General features: G+C 44.5%; 17 protein-coding genes and 1 pseudogene. 11 read left to right on the top strand and 7 right to left on the bottom strand.

Annotated elements, in window-relative coordinates:
* Nucleotides 1-207: 207 nt before the first annotated feature.
* From DW793_RS05910 to DW793_RS05890, 5 genes are all read left to right on the top strand, one after another.
* A complete protein-coding gene (locus DW793_RS05910; RefSeq protein WP_252969692.1) occupies nucleotides 208-927 on the top strand; it encodes a TetR/AcrR family transcriptional regulator in 720 nt (239 codons plus the stop codon).
* On the top strand, nucleotides 924-4,502 hold the full coding sequence (locus DW793_RS15245) for a hypothetical protein (protein WP_118157353.1): 3,579 nt from the start codon (nucleotides 924-926) through the stop codon (nucleotides 4,500-4,502). Before DW793_RS05910 ends, DW793_RS15245 begins: the two co-directional genes overlap by 4 nt.
* Complete coding sequence (locus tag DW793_RS05900; RefSeq protein WP_118157352.1) at nucleotides 4,499-5,449, top strand: NPXTG-anchored protein; 951 nt, start codon at nucleotides 4,499-4,501, stop codon at nucleotides 5,447-5,449. Before DW793_RS15245 ends, DW793_RS05900 begins: the two co-directional genes overlap by 4 nt.
* 164 nt (nucleotides 5,450-5,613) lie before the next feature.
* Nucleotides 5,614-6,189: a PduL/EutD family phosphate acyltransferase gene (locus DW793_RS05895; protein ID WP_242988978.1), complete on the top strand. Its 576-nt coding sequence runs from the start codon at nucleotides 5,614-5,616 to the stop codon at nucleotides 6,187-6,189.
* Between the two features lie 247 nt (nucleotides 6,190-6,436).
* Nucleotides 6,437-7,453, top strand: coding sequence for a CPBP family intramembrane glutamic endopeptidase (locus tag DW793_RS05890; protein ID WP_118157351.1), 1,017 nt, complete (start codon nucleotides 6,437-6,439; stop codon nucleotides 7,451-7,453).
* 64 nt (nucleotides 7,454-7,517) lie between these two features.
* On the opposite strand, the gene DW793_RS05885 is transcribed toward DW793_RS05890, so the two are convergent.
* Complete coding sequence (locus tag DW793_RS05885; RefSeq protein ID WP_118157350.1) at nucleotides 7,518-8,039, bottom strand: hypothetical protein; 522 nt, start codon at nucleotides 8,037-8,039, stop codon at nucleotides 7,518-7,520.
* A gap of 44 nt (nucleotides 8,040-8,083) precedes the next feature.
* Nucleotides 8,084-8,935, bottom strand: a complete 852-nt coding sequence (locus DW793_RS05880; RefSeq protein WP_181988304.1) for an extracellular solute-binding protein — start codon at nucleotides 8,933-8,935, stop codon at nucleotides 8,084-8,086.
* A 424-nt stretch (nucleotides 8,936-9,359) separates the two neighbouring features.
* On the opposite strand from DW793_RS05880, the gene DW793_RS05875 reads away from it, so the two are divergent.
* Both DW793_RS05875 and nrdR read left to right on the top strand, forming a co-directional pair.
* Nucleotides 9,360-10,700, top strand: a complete 1,341-nt coding sequence (locus tag DW793_RS05875; RefSeq protein ID WP_290126976.1) for a glycoside hydrolase family 130 protein — start codon at nucleotides 9,360-9,362, stop codon at nucleotides 10,698-10,700.
* A gap of 130 nt (nucleotides 10,701-10,830) precedes the next feature.
* Entirely contained in the window at nucleotides 10,831-11,283 is a 453-nt protein-coding gene (nrdR, locus tag DW793_RS05870; RefSeq protein WP_022288601.1) for a transcriptional regulator NrdR, read from the top strand.
* Between the two features lie 1,079 nt (nucleotides 11,284-12,362).
* On the opposite strand, the gene DW793_RS05865 is transcribed toward nrdR, so the two are convergent.
* Both DW793_RS05865 and DW793_RS05860 read right to left on the bottom strand, forming a co-directional pair.
* Nucleotides 12,363-14,141: a glycoside hydrolase family 44 protein gene (locus DW793_RS05865; RefSeq protein WP_118157348.1), complete on the bottom strand. Its 1,779-nt coding sequence runs from the start codon at nucleotides 14,139-14,141 to the stop codon at nucleotides 12,363-12,365.
* A 16-nt stretch (nucleotides 14,142-14,157) separates the two neighbouring features.
* Nucleotides 14,158-15,702 carry an alpha-amylase family glycosyl hydrolase gene (locus DW793_RS05860; RefSeq protein ID WP_118157347.1) on the bottom strand — a complete coding sequence of 515 codons (1,545 nt, stop codon included), beginning with the start codon at nucleotides 15,700-15,702 and terminating at the stop codon, nucleotides 14,158-14,160.
* 135 nt (nucleotides 15,703-15,837) lie between these two features.
* Between DW793_RS05860 and DW793_RS05855 the strand changes: the two genes are divergently transcribed.
* Together DW793_RS05855 and DW793_RS05850 are read left to right on the top strand one after the other, a co-directional pair.
* A complete protein-coding gene (locus tag DW793_RS05855; RefSeq protein WP_118157346.1) occupies nucleotides 15,838-16,728 on the top strand; it encodes an AraC family transcriptional regulator in 891 nt (296 codons plus the stop codon).
* 42 nt (nucleotides 16,729-16,770) lie between these two features.
* Nucleotides 16,771-17,226: a GGDEF domain-containing protein gene (locus DW793_RS05850; protein ID WP_290126975.1), complete on the top strand. Its 456-nt coding sequence runs from the start codon at nucleotides 16,771-16,773 to the stop codon at nucleotides 17,224-17,226.
* Nucleotides 17,227-17,467: 241 nt separating this feature from the next.
* Here DW793_RS05850 and DW793_RS05845 read toward each other — a convergent pair whose 3' ends face one another.
* The 3 genes and pseudogenes from DW793_RS05845 to DW793_RS05835 all read right to left on the bottom strand — a co-directional run.
* The gene (locus tag DW793_RS05845; protein ID WP_147342167.1) at nucleotides 17,468-17,881 is read right to left on the bottom strand and encodes a hypothetical protein; all 414 of its coding nucleotides are present in this window, start codon (nucleotides 17,879-17,881) and stop codon (nucleotides 17,468-17,470) included.
* A gap of 101 nt (nucleotides 17,882-17,982) precedes the next feature.
* A complete protein-coding gene (locus DW793_RS05840; RefSeq protein ID WP_147342166.1) occupies nucleotides 17,983-18,285 on the bottom strand; it encodes a hypothetical protein in 303 nt (100 codons plus the stop codon).
* Between the two features lie 55 nt (nucleotides 18,286-18,340).
* Nucleotides 18,341-18,472 (bottom strand): annotated as a pseudogene (locus tag DW793_RS05835) (resolvase); the annotation flags it as partial.
* A 2-nt stretch (nucleotides 18,473-18,474) separates the two neighbouring features.
* Here DW793_RS05835 and DW793_RS14445 point away from each other — a divergent pair.
* Nucleotides 18,475-18,678, top strand: coding sequence for a hypothetical protein (locus tag DW793_RS14445; protein WP_147342165.1), 204 nt, complete (start codon nucleotides 18,475-18,477; stop codon nucleotides 18,676-18,678).
* Nucleotides 18,679-18,968: 290 nt separating this feature from the next.
* A complete protein-coding gene (locus tag DW793_RS05830; RefSeq protein ID WP_118157342.1) occupies nucleotides 18,969-19,178 on the top strand; it encodes a hypothetical protein in 210 nt (69 codons plus the stop codon).
* Nucleotides 19,179-19,184: the final 6 nt, after the last annotated feature.

The following is a 19,184-nucleotide window of genomic DNA, read 5'->3' as shown; positions in this document are numbered from 1 at the left end:
AAAATTCGTAATTTGATTATACCATACTTTTTATAATAATACAAGAGTTTTGCTTTAAATCATTAAGGCAAAAATAACACAAAAAAATCGTTGCCCATTGTAAAATTTCGCAGTTACCCCTTTCTGGCACTTGACAAATTGTGTTACATATGCTATAACTAATACATATACTAATTATAAATCATTATTAATAAACAATGAAAAGAGGTGATAAATATTTCTACAAGAAAAGACGGTATCGAAACAAAAAAAAAGATACTCACTGTATGCGTCCAACTGTTTCTGGAACAGGGGTATAAACAGACAACTATCTCACAGATAGTGAAAAAAGCTGGCGTTGCAAGAGGAAGCTTTCAGAATTTATTCTCCACAAAAGACGCTATTCTAATGGAACTTGTGGGCACGATGTTCAGCGGACAATTTGGAGTGGCAAAGAACATTGTTGGTGATAATATGTCGCCGATATACACATATGCTGTGGAAACTGCCATACAGATAACCCTCACTGAGCTGAATGAAAATCTCCGAGAGATCTACATTGAGGCTTATACTATGCCTGAAACGGCTGAGTATATCTATGTCCACACTACGGCGGAACTGAAACAGATATTCGGCTCGAACTTTCCGGGCTACACCGAGAGTGATTTCTATGAAATGGAAATCGGAACATCAGGAATAATGCGCAACTATATGGCAAGAAAATGCGATATTCATTTTTCTCTTGACCACAAGCTTAGACGTTTTCTGACGGCGGCAATGCGAGTGTATAAAGTACCGGAGGAAGAACAGGCAAAAGTGCTTGCATTTATCAGATCGCTTGATATTAGAGCTATCGCCACAGAGGTCATGTATAAGCTGTTTGCAATGCTGGAAATGACATTCGATTTTAAACTTTCAAAAGATGATGAAGAGGGGGAAACAAGATGAAAAAACGGTTATTGAGCATCATACTTACTCTATGTATGGTAATGTCCATTACACCATTGAACGCATTTGCGGTCACAGAATATGGCATATGGATAGGCGACGAACAGGTAACATCTGATAAAACATGGAGCAAACAGGGCTGGAAATACGATATACAAAGCAAGACCCTGACGCTTCTTGGCTACAATATGGCGACTATAGGCAAACGTATAAACGGCAACAGCGAAAGACCCAGCCGATTTGGTCTTATATACGTTGAAGGCGAACAAGATCTGAACATAAAGCTTGTCGGCAGCATTGATCTTGGTGACAGCCCATTTTCAAGCCAAGCCGCAACAAAATACAATGAGAGCTACAGCGGAATTTACGCTCCTGACAGTAATATCACTATCATTGGCAGCGGAACGTTTTCAGCAGTAACACATGACGCAGCAATATACTGCTCAAATCTTACTATCGGCGACGGTACTGAACAAAACGCTACTAATGTATCGTGCGAAAGCTTCGGCGCTTGCATTATCGTAAAGTATAATATGATAGTTAATGACTACAGCACTGTCTGGGCTTGCGCAAACGGACCAACTGTGGGCATGAACGGCATTTATGTTGAGGGTTCGCTTTATGTAAACGGCACTAATACCACTGTGGAGGGCCGTGCTACATACAGACCTGTTAAGGGAGAGTGCACCAATTACACACACTACAGACCAAAAAATCTCACTTCAGGCGGATATTTCAACAATGCAGGTTCAACTATTGCAGGAATAATGGTATATGGAATTTTGACAGTTGACGGCAGTAAGGTCGAAGGTAACGTCTTTAAAGAGATATACAAACCACAAGAGTATGATTCAGAATACACCTCAGGCCTTGAAGCAGGCGGTATCGTAATAAAGAACAACGCCACAGTAGAAGGCAGAAACATTAATCCGTCCACGCCGGGATTCATGGAATATGGCGTACAAGTTCACCATTACGCCATAAAATTTTTAGGAAAAGGACGTGTCCGTGCCGGAACAGAGTATGTGGATTATGAAAGCGTCAATCGTGGTTTCCGTAAATCAGGCGGCAACGAAATAACAGTTTCGGGACGGCTGAAACTCTATGAAAGCGATACTTGTCCCGCTGACTTCAAGAAGTTTGCGCAGTATGGCTTCGGAGGGTATACAGAGTATTATACAGAAAACATGGATGACATCTATATAAAAGATGATAATGGCCGTGGTAAAATGTCATATTTCAAGGATATGCATGATTATGAAACATTTTATTTAGCAAGCGGAATAGATCTAAAAGATATATATGAAATCGATCTGGACACCAACGTTCCATTTGATGTAAACATACTTTCAGGCGATATCAAAATGAACATAGATATCAAAAGCGGTTTTGAGCTTCCGAAGATCATTGTCTATGACGGCGCAACTTTAAAATTAAAGACCTCCCCTGATAAAACATATAATTTCACTTATCCTATCGAGCTGAAAGGCGGCACGATAGAATTTACAAACAGTGCGATCGTGCGAGGACTTAACATTGTAGGAGAGGGCAAGGTCATCATTGATAGCGGAAACTACTCTGGAACGCTTGGTGACAACGTAATCTTGCAGATATCAGGCGGAAGCGCTGACTTCAATGACAACGGCAAGGCTGTGGACGCAAAAGGAAACTCGGTACACAAGTACACCTATGTTGCAAGGGGTGCAGATGGCAATGAGTTTATAGGCAGTGCTAACACACGTCAGCCGCCATATGACGATTTTTATGGCTATAACCGCTCAGAAATATTCCATGACGGAAACAAGCTTCATCTCTGGCTCAAGTCACAGGATTCCATTTATGGCGTGAATGCTTTTAAAATAAAAGCTGACGGCACTCTTGAAGATGAGAACACCTATTTTAATCTGCGTTATGGAACGAATATCTTAGAGCATAGGATACCTTTTGATCCTATAACATTAAAATACTTTGTTGTGAAAAAGAACGACGTCGTTACGCTGAAAACAATGGAAAACGAGCCGTCCTCACTGCAAGACAGTGATATCCGAGTAGAATGGTACAGTGTTGAAAACGACAAGCGCACAAAAATAAATGCCCATGGCACAAGCATGTATGTGGGGCGTATGGGCAACAGTGACAATGGTACGCATTATCAGGCAGATGTATATTATTTAGGCTGGGATTCCAAGCTCAATCATTCATATACCTATGACGCATATATCTTCATTGACGAGCCGGTATTTACTGCTCCTGACAAATTCCACTTGGATAAAAAGGCAAAATTCGAGGTCACAAACAATACGCCAAATGGCGCAGTAAGGCTCAAATATCTATGGGAAGTGAGCAAGGACGGCGGAAAGACTTTCACCGCCATTGACGGAGAAACTTCTTCTGTTTACGAGCCTACTATAGAAAGCCAAATGAACGGCTGGCAGATAAGATGCAAAACATGGGTATCAACAGGCGACGGACAAAAAACTGAGCCGACCGTTTTCGGCCCTGTTACGATAAACTTCTCCGAAAAAGCACCGGTCATAGTAAAACACCCGCAAAGCGGTGCAACAAACGCTCCTAGCCAGCCTAAACCTGTTAAGCCCGGAGAAATAACTATCGTAATTGAACGTTACTATTTCTTCAATGTAGAAGCAACAGGCAGTGAACCGCTCCAATATCAGTGGCAGGAAAGCAGCGATAACGGAGAAACTTTCGTTGATATCCCATATACCAACGACAATTCACATTCATTAAAAGTGCGAAAAGAAAACAACGGAAAGCTTGTGCGCTGTGTTGTATCAAATGAATACGGCTCTGTAGTTTCAAATGCGGCAAAGCTTACAATATATTATTCTCCTGAGTTTACAGCCTCACTCGGCAATAAGACCATAAACAGCGGAGAAAAGGCTACGTTCACACTTCCTATCGCTCAGGGAAATCCTTACGGAGCTGAGGTGATATGGCAGGTGAGCAAGGACGATGGAAAGACTTTTGCAGACGTTACCGAAGCTGACGGAACGTTCTCTCTTGATTCAAAAGTCGTGGACGGCAAGGAAGAATGGTCGACTACATTCACCACCTGTGCAACGAACATAAGCTTTAACGGATATATGTACAGATGTACGGTCAAGAACGCTGAAAATGCGGACTATGTGGGTACTTGGGTATCGGAAAAAGCAACGCTTACAGTAATAAGAAACTGCGCAGTAGACGGACATATATTTGACGAGGGAACGATAATCTCCGAGCCGACTTGCATCGATAAGGGTGTGAAGAGGTTTAATTGCTCCGAATGTTCACAGTACAAAGATGAGCCTATAAACCATTGGGACATGATTGGAAAGAAGCGACCTGCACAGCTCCAAAGACCTGCAAACGCTGTCAGGCTACTGAGGGCGAGCCTATCGAACACAGCTTCGGCGATTATATATCCGACGAAAACGGACATTGGAAGCAGTGCAGTGAGTGCGGAACTGACAGCCAAAAGGAACTTCACGCCTACAAGTGGAATACGGAAGGCGGCGAATATTGGCAGGAATGTACAATTTGCGGATATGAAACGAAAAAATCAACTATTTTGAAGATATCCATAAACGGAACTGACGAGACCTGTCCTTTAGGTGATTATGAATTTACATTTGCTCTGCCTGAGGGCTGTACTGACATGACAGTAGGCTTCAGATTTGCAGGCGACGGTACGGAATTGGCGTTTACCGCAAAAGACGATCTTTACACCGCAAAGGTAAGTGCGTCAGATCTTGAGAGCGGAACAATGACGGTTTACGCTTCGGCAAAACTCAAAGACGGTTTTGTCATCACAGGTGAAAAAGAAGTAACCGTGCTGGAAAACCATGTGGGCGGCACTGCGACTTGTACTGAAAAGGCAAAGTGCAAATTCTGTAATAAAGAATACGGCGACCTTGACCCGACAAATCACACAGGCAAACCTGTTTGGGACTTTGACAGCAAAGAACATGAGAAAAAATATGATTGCTGCGGCGAGGTGACTATTGAGAGAGAACCCCACGAATGGAACGCAGGCGAATGTACAGAGTGTGGATACAAGTGTACACATTCCGGCGACAAGGCGACCTGCACAAAGAAAGCCACCTGCGATATCTGCGGCAGTGAATACGGCGATATCGACCCGAACGATCACGGAAAGCTCACACATATAGATAAAGTTGACGCAACACATGACAAAGAGGGAAATATCGAGTATTGGTACTGCGAAGAATGCGGCAAGTATTTCGGTGACAAGGACGGCACAAAGGAGATACAAAAGGCAGACACTATTACAGATAAGCTGAAAGACACTCCAAGTGATGACAAAAAAGATAACTCAAAGCCAGATAAGACGAAAGACGATACTAACGAGAGCAAGACAGACAGCTCCACGGCTGATAAGCCTAAGAGCGAGCAGAAAAACCCACAGACCGGAAGCGGCAGTGGTATGAGCCTTTGGCTTGCAATGCTGTTGATAAGCGGCGGTGCGGCAATGGGAATAAAGAAAAAACACAAGAAATAACTGATCTCTTAATTGCACACAGCGGTTGTCTCAAACGGCAGCCGCTGTTTTTTTGATCAACATGACAAAAAATTTGTTATCCAAAGTTAAATTACCCCTTGACCTGTGGCGAAAATAGTAGTAAAATAGAAGTGTAAATACAATAATTGAAAGGAATGTTCATCATGCCAAAGTTTATCGTTGAAACATCTGCACGTCACGTTCACGTTACTCAGGAAACTCTTGAGATACTGTTCGGAAAGGGTGCAACACTTACAAAGAAGAAAGATCTTTCACAGCCTGGTCAGTTTGCTTGTGAGGAGAGAGTTACAGTTGTAGGTCCTAAGAAAGAACTTGCAAACGTATCTATCCTCGGTCCTGTAAGAAAAGCAGACCAGATCGAGCTTTCAGCTACAGACGCACGTTCTATCGGTGTTGCCGCTCCTATCAGAGAGTCAGGCGACACAGCAGGCTCAGGCGCTTGCAAGCTTGTTGGCCCATGTGGCGAAGTTGAGTGTTCTGAGGGCGTTATCGTTGCTAAAAGACATATCCATATGACACCTGCTGACGCTGAAACATTCGGCGTAAAGGATAAGGATATCGTTGCAGTAAAGATAGAGTCTGCAGAAAGAACAGCTATCCTCTGCGACACTGTTATCAGAGTAAGCGACAAGTTCGCTCTTGCTATGCACATTGATACAGACGAGTCAAATGCTGTAGGTGCAGGCAGAGAGCAGTACGGCGAGATAGTTAAGCTCTAATATCGCAGTACATACAACTGTTGATTTGTAGGGACGAACAGTGTTCGCCCGCCTTTTAAAAACTTTCAACCAAAAGACCGCTCATCATAGGGCGGTCTTTTTTCATACAAAAAATACATCGCCGCAGGCGATACCATAAGTCCTCACTCCTAATTCCTCACTGACAACAACGTTTCGATTGACACAAAACTCCACCTGTGATATAATTTTCTTGTAAAACACCTAACGCAAATATGGAGATCATAAAATGAATAACGATACAATAAAACTTATACGGAAAACCTCAAACGTAAATTCACTTATGGTGATAATTTTCTATATGCTTGATATCGCACTTATAAGACTTGGCGACTTAGTGGTGTACCATATCGCAGGAAAGTCCGCCTACTATGAGGATATCGCTCAGCTTGTGAGCTACTGCATACAGTATCTCGTGGTTGTGCCGATAGTTCTTGTGGTATTCAGACTTGTGAGTGGCAAAAAAGAGGGGCTTAAAATAACAGCCTGTTTCAGAAAGCCCTCAATGCCTGCAAAATGGGTCGCAAAATGGATCGTCATATCATTCGGTCTTATCTATGCCTCAAATTATATCAACACATTTATTTTCTCATATGTGCAGAAAGCTTCGGGAACGAGCCTTAAAGGCGTTGACTTCACCTCAAGCGGCACTGCCCTGGGCGGCATAACGAGCGTGCTGGCAATGTCAGTGCTTGCACCGTTTTTTGAGGAGCTTATGTTCAGGGGTACGCTTTTCAGAAATGCCGAAAAGTGCGGTCAGCTCACAGGCATTATAATGGTGGGGCTGACATTCGGTCTTTGGCATGGAAGCTATCAGCAAATACTCTATGCGGCTGTTATGGGTATGTGCGCCTGCTTTATGGTTGCAAAAACAGGATCTATCTTCCCGTCTTTGATACTTCACTTCACCATGAACACTATCGGAGCAATTCAGAGCGTCGCACTTGGTTCCATAGACTTTGACAAGTTTGCCGCAGAACTTGAAAAAGGTCAGATCACAGGCACAGCACCAATGATAATAATTGCTGTCGCACTGCTTTCATTCGGACTTATGATAGCTGGACTTGTGCTTTTTGTAAAAGAGCTTAGGTATCATCGTGACAGTTTCAGGCTCATAAACTTCTGCCCTGACGTTTCACAAGGCAAAAAGATAGTCATCTATCTCACCGCACCTGTTACCATACTCGCCTTTGCCGGTCTTATCTTCATCACAGTCCGCACAGCTTTAGGGCTTGGGCTATTCTAAAATACGCATAAAAATAACGCAGACTTTTTACAGCCTGCGTTATTTTTTTATCAGGAGTTATTTATTATGATTTAAGGCTTGCGATCTTCTGGTTGAGTTCCTTGATCTCGGAATCTACAGTTGCAGAATACTTCTCACGAACCTGCGTCCATGTGGACTGTACACCCTCTTCATTAACATTTGAAGCATCACTGTAGAGTGCGTCAACCAGGCACTGGTTTCCGTCAAACTGCTTTCTGTCGCCGAGAGCGGAAGATATACCGTAAGCATAGTCAAAGAGCATAAGGTAATCGTCAGAAACAACGTCCATTTTCACATCATACATCTCGTCTGTCCAATTAGGGTTGTTCTCCATGAACTTGTCCTTGTTTGTCTGCTCATACTTAGGATCTGTCTTTGAAGCTCTTACGCACTCGAACCAGCACTTAACAGCTTCGCTTCTTGTTGAACCTTTTACCCACATGAAAGCTGTCATATCAGACGTTGTTATCTTCTGCTGATTATCGTCATACCGAGGGATAGGAACAACGCCCCAGTTCTCGCCCTCCTTTGGAGTCTGGTTGCCTGTGTAAGCCCACTCGCCCATTGCATAGAACAAGCAGTTCTGATTGAAGCAATCTCTTGCAGAGCCTACCCAGCCGTTGAGGATAAGTCCGTCCTCATCATATTATAAAGGAAGTTCTGAGCCTTTTCGATATCAGGGTCGTTAAGATTACTTGAAAACTCGTTTGTTGCAGGATCATAGTTTACAAGACGCTTGCCCGTCTGCTGAACAACGTGCGCTCTGAAGAAGCCGTTTACTCCGTAACGCTCAGTATCAGCCGGTGCGTTGCCAACATATGAGGACATGATATCCTCCCAATTCTTCCAAGTCCACTCATTGTTTACATAAAGCTCATATGGATCGTCAAGACCCTCTGCGTCAATGATATCCTTATCATAGCAGAGCATAGCAGAAGCAGAATAGCCAAGAGGCGCAACATAGTGCTTTCCATTGAGCATGAACTGATCTGCTGTATCCTTTGTTGCAGACCACAAAGGCTGGCTGAAATCAACTATGCTGTCGATAGGCTGATACATATCCTTTACTACCTGTGAAGGGAATGCAAGCCACTCATACTTGAATATATCAGGAATATCCTTGTTAGCTGTGATAGCAGCAGCAAGATTATCAAATCTGTCCTCATTTGAAGTCTGCTGGAATCTTATCTTTCCGCCCTTGCTCTCAAAAAGCTGAAGCTCTGTGCTCTTCTCAGGACTGCCCTTAGTAGGGTTAATGTCGCCCTCACCGAGATAAAGTATCTCTTTTTCAGCACCCTCAGGGATAGCCTCGATAGATTCCGTGTCAGCTACCGCAACGTTCTCTGTTGCAGAAAAATCGTCCTCCGCCTTGCTTGAAGAGTTTGATGAGCTTCCGCAACCCGCTACTCCTGTTGCCATTGACAAAGCCATTACAGCCGCTATGTACTTTTTGTAATTCATAAAATATTCCTCCATAATTCAATATTTTAGCATCAAAGCTGTCCGTATGTAGTTGATGAGTTCATATATTAAATCTTGCTATAATTATACAACACATATAAAGCTATTGTCAATCACCATTATAGCACAATTATCAGCAATTTCATTGTACACTTTGCACAATGAAATCCATGTGTATTGTTAAAACACAATATTACAATCAATATCGTATAAAATATGCATATAAAGTTCAAATATTTAATATGCAGTTTGAAAGCCTTTTGTAGAAAACATTAACACAGGCGGTAAAAAATGCACCGTATTTATGCAGTTCGTAAAACTTTTTTCATGTAATCGTTTGATGTTTTCAGTGGTACTTGTAATTAGCGAATTATTATAGTATACTTGTTTAAGAAGATTTTTTACCGAAAGGAAATTGCTTGATATGACAGATTTTGAAAGAAACAAAGCAAGGGTGACAGCCAAATATGAGGCTCTCATCAACAGAAAAAACATTGTATCAGACAGCTACAACGGAATTTATGACAGATACGTTTACCCTGTTCTGACAGCCGCACACGCACCTATTATCTGGAAATATGACATGAACCCTGAGACAAATCCATACTTCATGGAGAGATTGGGCATAAACGCAGTACTGAACTCAGGCGCTATTTATCTCAACGGCAAGTATTACCTTGTTGCAAGAGTTGAGGGCAATGACAGAAAGTCATTTTTTGCAGTAGCAGAAAGCGACAGCCCTGTTGACGGCTTCCGTTTCTGGGACTTCCCTGTTCAGCTTCCTGACACTGAACCGGAGGAAACAAACGTATACGATATGAGACTTACTCAGCATGAGGACGGCTGGATATACGGTGTATTCTGCTCAGAGAGCAAGGACAAGACTTCAAACGATCTTTCTGCCGCTACAGCTCAGGCTGGAATCGTAAGGACAAAGGATCTTAAGACATGGGAAAGACTTCCTAATCTCAAATCCAAGTCACCACAGCAGAGAAACGTTGTGCTTCACCCTGAGTTCGTTGACGGAAAGTACGCATTCTACACACGTCCACAGGACGATTTTATCGAAACCGGCTCAGGCGGAGGAGTATGCTTCGGTCTTTGCGAAGACATCACAAACCCTGTTATCTGCACAGATGAAGTTGTTATCTCACCAAGACAGTATCACACAATCACAGAGGTAAAGAACGGTGCAGGCGCAGTGCCTATCAAGACACCAAAGGGTTGGATACACATTGCACATGGTGTAAGAAACACAGCCGCAGGTCTTAGATACGTAATTTATGTATTTGCAACTGACCTTAAAGACCCTTCCAAGCTAATCGCTTCGCCGTCAGGACTTTTCATTGCACCACACGGCAGTGAAAGAGTGGGTGACGTATCAAACGTTGCATTCACAAACGGCGCGATCGTTCGTGAAAACGGTGACGTGTATATTTACTACGCTTCATCAGACACAAGACTTCACGTTGCGGCAACAACGATCGACAAGCTTATGGATTACACATTCAACACTCCGTCAGACCCACTGCGTTCTGTTGATTGCGTAAAGCAGAGATGCGAGCTTATCAAAAAAATCTCGAATATCTTAACAAGTAATATATCAAACACAAACAGACGGCTTCTGCTGTCTGTTTTTTTGTACACTAAAACTTCCTTTAAGTCTGCCATATCCGTGCATAAATATTGCACTACCCATGTAGAGGACGTCGAAGGCGCCGTCCCCTACAATTATGCTATTGTTTGTCTGCCGCAAAACTGCTGAATCCCTTTACCGCAACTTTTTTTATATACCCTCTTGCAATCGTCCACAATCTATGGTATAATTAATTAATAAAAGCACAATATATGCAATATCACACACAACATTTTCTATTAACTAAGGAGTGTTAATAATGAGATGTCCTTTTTGCAACTATGAAGATACAAGAGTAATAGATTCACGTCCAAGCGAGGGAAAAAAGCGTCGCCGCCGTGAGTGTCCGAAATGTGGAAAGCGTTTCACTACTTACGAGGTGGTCGAAAAGCCACAGCTTATGGTATACAAGCGTGACGGCTCGTTTGAGCCTTTTGACAGACAGAAGCTTATAAAAGGCATTCAGAACGCTATCAAAAAGCGTCCTGTCAGTGTTGATGATATGAAAAACCTTGTTGACGATATAGAGAACACCTTTGCAAACAAAATGCAGACTGAAACTACTACAAGCGAGATAGGCGATATGGTGCTTATGGGTCTGAAAAAGCTTGACCACGTTGCATATGTGCGTTTCGCTTCCGTTTACAAAGACTTCTCTGACGTTGATTCGTTCATTCAGATAATCACTGAGCTTTCTGACAAAAAGAAATAAAAAAAGAGCGTTCCGATATTTTTCGGGACGCTCAGCCTGTCGCAAAACCCCTAGATTCATCTCGAATCAGGGGTTTTGCTTTTATGCAATCAATAAAGCAACAATAAATGTAATCAATTTTTGTAAAAAGTGTCAAAACAAAGCAATCTACACTCCGTGGAGAGATTCATATTGTAAAAGATCTGGTTGAATCTGTTCCGAGCAATATAAAACAGCAAGTAAAAAAATGAAATTTGGTCAAAAGAGCCAGCCTGCTCTAACTGAATACACGTTTCACCTATATAGGACAGAACTCGGGTGAAATTTGCACTCGTTTACAAAAGATTCAAAAAGAATCTGCAAGCTGCATGATCAGGCATAGGCGATATATTGCCCTGTCCGTTAAAATGACAATGGGCGGCATAGTGATGATCTTACGCCTGTGATCGACACCAAACAGCCGAACCTGATGACAGATGTGCTGACTGCCCTCATTTTTAAGTATAACTGGAAAAATATCGCTGTGCCGTATATTTCAAAATCAGAATTATCTTTGCTTTCAGCTCTGGAAATTTCATATTTAAAATAGAGTTCTAACAGACATTATCTGTCTTATGAAAGCAGAAAGGACTCCATAACCGTTTGGTTACTGAGTCCTTATTCTTCTTATTGTATTTTTCATACAGCAGTCTGTTGCCGAGAAGGAAATGACGGAGATGATTTTAGAAAGAGGATATTAGCACGCATAGTTAAAGTGACTTTTTATAATCATTACCACCAAAAAAGTGGTGGTTTGCTCTGCTCCAAAAAGGAACTGTTACTGGCTTTGCCCCTCAAGAGACTCCGAGGGTTCAGAACCGCATTACATTCACTGGCAGCCCTTATATGTTAGGTGCATAATTTCATTTGTTTATAACCTCCGTGTATTTTAATTTAGTAATGCAGTCGCCAAATTACTACTATTTTATCATATTCGGAGGTTGTTTTAAAGCGTTCGCTGAAGCTTTTTTATGTCCCCGGTAGAACCGGACGTTTAATTACGCTAAAACGCCCAAAAGAGCCCTCGAAAACGCTTTCAGGGCGTTTCCGAGAACCTGCGATCAGTGTTGAGTTTTCTTTATCCTGAATACAGCAAACACTATAGCTGCCACAAGAGCCGCTGCCCCTCCGACTATCCCCAAGATAAGCGGGAGACTGCTTTTTCCCTCTCCTTTTTCGGCAGCGGAGGAAACAGCTTCTCTTGTATCAAGAGCTTCCTTATCCTTGGCAATTACCAGAAGCGATACCGTCCTTGGCTCCATTTCAAGAGTCAGGCTGCTGCCGTTCAGTGTCACAGCCGGGTTTGAATCGGTCATATCAAATAACTGTGCTGACATACTGTTTATCCCGTAAAGGTGAGCGTACTTGTACTCGTTTCCAAGCTCGATATTTGCGGTCGTTTTGTCGTCAAACGCCTTGTTTGTCACTACGAGGGTGATGACGTCCTCGTTATCTCCGTTAATTGCAGCATAGGCGGTCGAGGTCTCGATATCGTCCGTGGTACAGGACACAAGCGTATCGCCAAAGCCGCTTCCGCTGCCGTCATAGTTGGTGTACAGATTGATCGCGGCAAGCTGATACTGTGCGTCCATTGTAAACAGGTTGGCAGCATAGACCCCGTTCTGCGCAAAAATGCCGAGGGTGTCCGCCTCCATTATAGCACCGCAGACATCGTAAGCTCCCTGAAAATCATATTCAGTGATGGCAAGCTTTGTGCCGGGGTAATAGGTATCTATTGACTCCTTAAGTGCCGGAAGTATCGGCAGGAACTCTGCGCCTGCGTCGGTTATCCAGCTGTCCTCGGTGTAGGTATCGTCCCAGAAGCTTCGGGTCGAGTTCAGCTTATTGTAAACACAGTCGGGATCGCCATAATGCTCGCAGTAGCGCTTTCCGCAGGCGCCCTTTGCCTCGGTGTAAAAATGCACATCGAGCACATCGAGCAGTCGCCTGCCGTTCTCGTCCTCTGCCTTCTTCATTTCGTCAAGATAGTAATCTATAAACCATTTGTACTCGGGGTTGTCGTTTTTTATCTCTTTCCAGTCAGGCGCATCAGCGAAATTCGTAAACGCCCCGTAGCCGAAAAGCGCAGGACCGAATATCTCGGCATTCGGGTCAATATCCTTTACTGCCTTAGACATAGTTACCGACTTTTCAACGATCTCAGCGCAGGTGGTTTTTTCGGGATGAACGAGTGAGTGAGTGCTGCTCCACAGCCCCGGCTCATTGTCGAGAGAATAGCCCCTGATGCCGCCGTTCTGTGAGTCGCCAAGGGTGTTCACAAGGTAGTTTACAAACTCGTCCATATAAACAGTGCCGTCATTCAGATTGGGCGTCAGGCTGAATTCATCGCCCTTTACAAGTTCAACCTTTTTCCAGCGGTCAGAGGGCGCTCTCTCAGCCTTGCTGACCTCGCCGTTCATGTCGGCAGAAACGTAGCCCGCAAGCTGCAGCGTCATAAGAGGGTATGCGCCCTTTGCGGTGCAGACCTCATTCAGCTTCAGAGCGGCACAGCCCGGCTTGTCCTTCATATCCTCCGGAACATTCTGCTGAAAATATCCGTCGGAGATGTTTTTCCAGTCAGCTCCTGCATTTGAAGCGTTCGTTTCCCAGTTGTAAGCGCTGTAGCGGTTGCCGCCCGCACGCACCGCCTTATAGGAAACGTCATTTTCCATAAGCTCCGCATTAACGCCGTAAATATAGGGAGAGATCGCTTTTCTGTCCTTGCCCGTATCAACGGTTATGTTCACTGTTCTGCCCGATGAAGTGCCGCTCACCGAAAGCGTGCAGCTGAGCATTATGGACATTGCTGCCATAAAAGCCGCAAGATTTCTTATTCGCATAGTATCACTGTCCTTTTTAATCAAGCTTCACAAACGCTGCCGAGCCTGCTCCGATAACGCAGCTGTTGCCGCTTATCTCTACACCGCTCCCGAAGCTGTATATAACCTCTCCAAGTGAGCCGCCGACCGTCAGCTCACAGGCGGAATCGGTGGGGTTTACTGCAACGAGTATTCTCTCGCCGTCAAAGCTTCTGACATATGCAAGAGGTCTGCCCTTTGCGCCGTCGCAGACAAACTCGATATCTCCAAGGCTTTGCAGAGCTTTGTGCGCCTGTCTTACTGCAATTAGCTTTTTGACCTCGCTGCACAACGAATTATTGACGGCAATCTGCTTCTCCGCAGTCGGTCTGTCGGGGTCGAGGTCAAGGGGGATATAGAGCTTCTCTGCCGGAGCGGAAGAAAATCCTGCATTCTCCGAGCTGTCCCACTGCATAGGTGAGCGCGAGCCGGTCCTGCCGTAACCGCCCTCAACAGAGTTCAGCCCCTCAACGTAGTTCATGCCGATCTCATCGCCGTAGTAGATGTAGGGTGCTCCCGGCATCGACAGCAGGAAGGCAAAGACAAGCTTTCTGCGCTCTCCTTTGATGTGGCGGGCGAGTCTGTCCATATCGTGATTGCCCGAGGGTATGCAAATCAGTCCCTTACGCTCCGAACGCTCATAGCTGTCCATATATTTGGACACAAACGCCGATGCGTCACCCTCTCCGCTGAAGAAGGGCTTTTCATTTCTGAACAGGTCGTTGTAGTGGGAAGACCCGAAGTGCAGCAGGAAGTCCATATGAAAGCCACCTGCAAGACTCTGGTAAGGCTCTCCCCACTCGGAGACCATTGCGGCCTCGGGGTATTCCTCGTCAAGAAATGCCCTTATGTTCTGCCAGAGGGCGATGTTGCCCTTCTGATCCTCATCGTTTTTGACAAGTGAACCTGCCATGTCCACACGAAAGCCGTCACAGCCCCGTGAAAGCCAGAAGCGCATGACGTCCTTGAGCGCCTCCCGGGTAGCTACAGCGCCCTCGGAATCCATAGACTGCTGCCAGGGAGCGTTCGGCTTGTAGAAGCCGTAGTTAAGAGCAGGCTGGTGGGTGAAGAAATTGACCGCACAGCTGCCGTCACGTTCGGATATGCCCCTTATTGACGGGTAGCCCGCAGGCTCCTCCCAAACGCTGTCCGTCCAGACATAGCGGTCGGTGAACTCGTTGCGGTCGGCCTTCATGCTTTCTTTGAACCAGGGGTGCTCCCATGAGGTGTGCCCCGGCACGAGGTCAAGCAGAACGTGCATACCCAGCTTGTGAGCCTCCTCGAACAGACGGACGAGGTCGTCATTTGTGCCGTATCTGGGGGCTACCCTGCAATAGTCCGAAACATCGTAGCCTGCATCCAAAAATGGCGATTCAAAGCAGGGGTTTATCCATATCGCCGTGCAGCCCAGCTCCTTGATGTAGGGCAGCTTTTCGGTGATGCCGTTTATATTTCCGATGCCGTCACCGTCCGTGTCCTTGAAGGACTGGGGATAGATCTCATAAAATACTGCGTCGTCGAGCCAGTCAGGTCTTTTTGCCATAATAATTACCTCCGTATAAATATTCGTCAAGGGGTTGATTTGCTTGCTTCTGTATGATATAATACTACATATTGGAGAAAAAATCTACGCCGATAATATCATAAACCGATACTATAATACTTTTATGGTGATTATATGGAAAAAGCCGCATTAAAAGAACACCGCCGGCACAGCACAGCCGACAAGCCGTTTTCTTACTATATCTCGAATATTTCCGAATACTTTCCCAATGTTCCGCTGCACTGGCATAAGGAATTTGAGCTTAATGTCATTCTGGAGGGCGAGGGTGATTTTATAACGGGCGATAAACACTTTACAGCTTACAAGGGCGATATTGTGCTGACACCGCCTGACATGCTCCATGCTGTTTATCAGCATGATGACAAGAGATGTGTCTACGATACCCTTGATCTTGACGGCTCCATGCTGGGCAGCCGTGACAATGACCGTGCCGCAGACGCGTTTATCGCACCTCTCATTTCAGGAGCGTACAGTATAGAAACTCACATTACCCCCGAGCATTGCTATTACAGCGAGCTTCTGACCACGGTGGAAAATATGATAAGTGCCGCCAAGGGTGACACGCCCCTTCTTGATATGCTGATAAAAAGCGAGCTGCTGCGGTTCATGTTCCTGCTCTATGAGAGCGGCAGCATTTCAAGGAACGGTTTTGTAAAAAAAAGCTCACTGATGCGCCCCGCGATAGAGTACATCAATGAGCATTTTACTGAGCCCCTCACCATAGACCAGCTTGCGGGCGTTGTTCACCTGAGCAAAAGCTATTTCATGGGTGCATTCAAGAGGGAAACCGGCGTCGGAGCAATGGAATATATAGCCCAGCTGCGCCTGAAGCTTGCAAGAGAGCTTTTGAGAGACACCGACAAAAGCGTTGCAGATATAGCTTTTGAATGCGGATATCACAACCTCTCGAACTTCAACAGGCAGTTCAGATCCGCCGGCGGCTGCTCTCCCAAGGAGTACCGCTCACGCTGCACAGACTCAGATCAGACAGTACAGAATGATTGAAAGGTTATCATTAAGCTGTACAGCCGTGTTTTCACTGTAGGTTTGTCAGACCGCTGCGGCATGAAAAGCTGGCTGCACGAAAAGGCTCAGAATGCCGCCCCTGACGATACTGCAATGGTACTTAGAACAGATATGGGCGGCTTGAAGGCGATAAATGACACCTTTGGCCATGCTGAAGGAGACTATGGGATCAGAACCGTCTCGAATGTTGTTCAGAGCATTACCAGTAATGATGAGATATGTGTACGCACAGGCGGTGATGAGTTTTGTCTTATAGGGATAGGAAAATACGCTGATGATGAACCGCAAAGACGGACAGAACGCTTTTTAAAAACACTCGAAGCTGTGGGTCGAAGTCCCGACAAGCCCTACGAGATAACAGCGAGCATAGGGTGGGCAAGTGCTCCTTACAGTGAAAATGTTGTAAGCGAGCTGCTCAAGACCGCTGATGAGCGAATGTATGAAAATAAGCTGATGAGAAAGAAAAACAGGATATGACATACAATCATATCACTGCTTAGGGGTAAAAAATCTGATATCATTTGCGTACTTATAATACCTGCCTTAGCTGCCGAATACACTCAGACACGGATAACCGTCCTGCTTCAGACGGCTATCCGTGTCTTATTATTACAGCCTTTCCAAATAGAAAATTCAGCCCTCAAAAGTTGGATCGCCGATCCCTCCGTGATATTATTTCTTGAATTTGCTGCTTATCTCGGCAAACTGTGATGCGATCTTACTCCTGCGCTCTTGCAGCTTCATCGACCTCTGCTGCTACCTCAGCCGCATCGCTCCAGTCCACAGCACTGCCGATCAAGGCACCGTAGCCGCCCATGATCATCATTCCAAGCGGTCCGCCTGCGATACCGAGGAGGGAACCGATAAGACCACTGACAGCGGTATCATTCGATGTTTGCGCACCCGTGTCGAAGCCGTCAAGTGTCTTGATCGAGCCCTCGGTATTCTTTGCGATGATAGCCTGAGATACGACATAATCATTTGTCACTGACCTTGCTTTAAGCTCTGAAAGCGCTTGAAAGCCCTCGCTTTCAACGCAAAATTTACGATAATGATGTTTTCCATAAAATATCCTCCTTGTTAAAATTAAAATCGCCTTTGCACCGCAACTGATCGTAAGCATTACGTTCATTCGGCTTACTATCATCATAGCACAAAAGCAATCAATTTACCACTACAAAAATGCAAAAAGTGTTCGGACTTTAGAGTATCTCAACAATATTATCCATGACCTCAAAGATGATCTCTTTCAGGTCTTTGGTGCTGACCTTGTCCGGTGAGGACAGCCAGAAAGGTGTATGCACCGTTTACAGCGGAAGCCACCATTTCAGCGATAAGGACATAGTTTTTTATTGTGACCTTTTCGGGATAACGCAGTTTGAATTTGAGCTTGGTACAGCTTTCCCATTTTTCAATAAAGCATAGATCCGGCTGAGTTATCATAAAAGCATGAAAGACGCTCCAATGCTCCTTGAGTAAAAGCTCTATATCTTCAAGAGCTTTATCCATATCTGCCATAGACAAAGGTCTGTTCAAATTTCCGCCGACAACATTCATAAGTCCACGGATCAGTTCATCCTAGATCTCAGCTCTTACCCTCCTCGATGTCCGTCATCATTGCTTTGAATCCGTCACGCTCGAAAGTTGTTCCCAAAACCACGTCATCGACATAGTAAACGGTATTACTAAAACCATTATCCGCTGCATACATCTTGAGGATAGCCATTGACGGATTTTGAAATCTTTGGTATAGTGAATATGGGGAATCGCAGGAGCGACGATGAGAGAGAACCAGAAGAAGTCGCACAGCGACTTTCACATGATACAAGGCTTGGCAGAGGGCGCTGCCACTACGATCCCGAATTGAGAAAAACAGAAAAAGGAAAACTGAAAAGATCAAAGACGAGAACAAGCGTGATCTGTACCTGAAATGTCTTTTTGACGCTTTTTTACTACCTTTGGTTCAAATGCCTTTGCTGTCTTAATATCATACATCTAAAAAATCAACCTCCTGTGTTATTTCTATTTTACCGCAGCTTGCTGACTTTTTACAGCTTTTTCAGAGTGGCGATCTTTGCCGCTTTTGTTATGCAGGTTTAAGTCGGCATCCGACAGAAGTAAAATGTTAGAGAACCTTGTTGCATGGTGTATGAAAACATGATATACTTAATTTGGAAACGGATAATATTCTGAAATGGAGATAGGAAGGGAGTGATTGTATGCTGCCGATATATATGGCATTGATCGATGATGAGGAAGATATCTCAGCTTTTGAGATACTGTATAAAGAATGTAAAAGTAAAGCATATATAATTGCTTATAAGATATTAAAAAACGAAAGTCTTGCGGAAGAATGTGTTTCAGAAGTCTTTCTGTTGCAAAGAATTTCAAAAAAAGTTAACAATTTTAGTTTCTTACGAACAGCATAAATATAT

It is taken from the genome of Ruminococcus sp. AM31-15AC (assembly GCF_003462045.1).
GTDB classification, from domain to species: domain Bacteria; phylum Bacillota; class Clostridia; order Oscillospirales; family Ruminococcaceae; genus Hominimerdicola; species Hominimerdicola aceti.
The sequence above is the reverse complement of the archived record's forward strand: the minus strand, read 5'-3'. Positions and strand labels throughout refer to the sequence as shown.